The organism is uncultured Thiodictyon sp. (genome assembly GCA_903837595.1).
Classification (GTDB): Bacteria; Pseudomonadota; Gammaproteobacteria; order Chromatiales; family Chromatiaceae; genus Thiodictyon.
On sequence record CAILVI010000424.1, the window covers coordinates 1 to 2,337 of the forward strand.

At 63.5% G+C, this 2,337-nt stretch carries 3 protein-coding genes; all 3 read left to right on the top strand.

Going from position 1 to position 2,337, the window contains the following annotated elements:
• A partial coding sequence (locus QZY44_RS25415) for a helix-turn-helix domain-containing protein (RefSeq protein WP_295454743.1) occupies positions 1-207 on the top strand: 207 nt, incomplete at its 5' end.
• Positions 208-303: 96 nt separating this feature from the next.
• Complete coding sequence (locus tag QZY44_RS25420; RefSeq protein WP_295454745.1) at positions 304-1,944, top strand: transposase; 1,641 nt, start codon at positions 304-306, stop codon at positions 1,942-1,944.
• Positions 1,945-2,103: 159 nt separating this feature from the next.
• Entirely contained in the window at positions 2,104-2,337 is a 234-nt protein-coding gene (locus QZY44_RS25425) for a recombinase family protein (protein ID WP_295454748.1), read from the top strand.

Genomic DNA, 2,337 nt, shown 5'->3' on the forward strand with positions numbered 1-2,337 from the left:
CGATCTCGGGCGCGCGGCCGGAAGGGTGGGCGACCGTTCAAGATGACGGCGGCGAAGCTGCGCCTCGCCATGGCATCAATGGGGCAGCCCGAGACCAACGTGGGCGATCTGTGCCGCGAACTGGGCGTGACCCGGCAGACGCTGTACCGGCACGTCTCGCCCGCCGGGGAACTGCGGGCGGATGGCGTGAAGCTACTCGCCAGGTAACTTCTCAATAAGTCATGGCAAGGGTATCAGTCTGCTGACGAGATCAGTTAAAGTATCGCATCGAGATTAACTCTCACCCTTCCCCCGTGCTTTGACATGTCTAGCCCGATCCACCTGCCCGAGATCTCCGACGCGGAGCGCACGCCGTTGGTCGAGCGGCTGGTCGTTCTGATCGAAACGCTGGCGCAGGAGAACCAGCGGCAGGCGGAAACGATTCAGCAGTTGCGCGACGAGATCGCGGTGCTCAAGGGAGAGAAGACCAAGCCGACCTTCAAACCGAGTGGGATGGAAGAGGAGACGGAGCCCGCCGCGCCGCCGCCAGAGGAGGGGGAGGCGGGCGCGGGTCCCGCGAAACGCCCCGGCTCGAACAAGCGCAGCAAGACCCACCAGTTGACGGTCCACCAGGATATCCCGGTTCCCCCCGTGCAGCCGCTGCCGGCAGGATCGCGCTTTAAGGGCTATCGCGACTTCGTGGTCCAAGACCTCAAGATCGAATCTTTCAACACCCGCTATCGACTGGAGGTGTGGCAGACTCCGGCGGGGGAGTGGCTGTGCGGTGAACTGCCCGCCACGCTCAACGGCAGCCATTTCGGTCCGCGCCTGCGCGCGTTCGTCCTCTACCAGCACCATCACTGCCAGGTCACGCAGCCGCTACTGCATGAACAACTGGGCGAGTGGGGGGTGGACATCTCGGTGGGTCAGGTCGACGCGCTCCTGAGTGGGGACAACGCGGCGTTCTGCGCGGAGAAAGACCAACTGTTGGTGACCGGTCTGCAGGTCAGCCCGTTTATCACGGTGGATGACTCCGGGGCGCGTCATCAGGGCCACAATGGCTACGTCACCCAGATCGGCAACGCCTGGTTTGCCTGGTTTTCCAGCACCTCCAGCAAGAGTCGGATCAACTTTCTGGAATTGCTGCACGCCGGGGACATCGGCTACGGCCTCAATCCGCACGCGCTCGATTACCTGGTCGAGCAGGGTCTACCCCAAGAGCCACTGCGCCGCCTTCAGGCCCATTGGCCGGCCGGTGGCATCAACGACCCGCAATGCTGGGAAGAACACCTGGATGCCTTGGGCATCGACAGCGCCCGCCATCGCCGCATCGCGACCGAAGGGACCTTGCTGGGCGGCTTGATCGACAAGGGGTTCTCCCTTGACCTGGTGATCGTCAGCGACGGCGCCGGGCAGTTCGCCATCCTGCTGCACGCCCTGTGCTGGGTTCATGCCGAGCGGCTGGTCCATAAGCTGATTCCGCTCAACGACCGCCAGCGCGAGGACCAGCAGCGGGTCCGCGCTGAAATCTGGGAGTTGTACGCCGACCTCAAGGCCTATCAGCGCGCCCCCGAGCCAACGTGGGCGCCCGCCTTGGAGGCCCGCTTCGATGCCATCTTCACCCAGCGCACCAGCTTTGCGACCCTCAATCAGACCCTCAAGCGCCTGCATGCCCACCGGCAGAAGCTGCTGCTGGTGCTCCAGCGTCCCGACATCCCGCTGCACACCAACGGCAGCGAAAACGACATCCGCGGTTACGTCAAATGGCGCAAGGTCAGCGGCGGTACCCGCAGCGACCTCGGCAAGCGATGTCGCGACACCTTCGCCAGTCTGAAGAAGACGTGCCGAAAACTGGGTATCTCGTTTTGGGGATATCTGGTCGACCGGAGCGAGCAGCACGGGACCATCCCGCCGCTGCCCGATATCGTCCGTGAGCGCGCCCTGGCGGGCGCTGCCGTGCCGTGAGTTATTGAGAAGTTACCTCGCCAGGGGCTAAGTCCTTAGCTTTTAGTAGGTAGTGCACGCGACTTCTGATATTTGGTGCACTCGACTTCTGAAAATGACACTCGCTACCTTCATAATTCAACGGCTTGCCTGTGCCGTAAATCAGGGACAGAATGGGGCATGGACATAGGCTATGCGCGGGTCTCGACCGGCGATCAACACCCGGACTTGCAGCTTGCCGCCCTCAAGGCGGCGGAGTGCGTCCGCGTCTTCACCGACACCGCCACCGGTGCGCATGTCCGGCGGCCGGAACTGACCCGATGCCTCAAGGCGCTGAGGGAGGGAGACACGCTCACGGTCTGGAAGCTCGACCGGCTGGGCCGGTCGCTGCGCGACCTGATCGGCATCTTGTAG

Coding starts and splice junctions, on each gene's coding strand:
- QZY44_RS25425 (WP_295454748.1), top strand. CDS start 2,104: ATGGACATAGGCTATGCGCGGGTCTCGACCGGCGATCAACACCCGGAC.
- QZY44_RS25420 (WP_295454745.1), top strand. CDS start 304: ATGTCTAGCCCGATCCACCTGCCCGAGATCTCCGACGCGGAGCGCACG.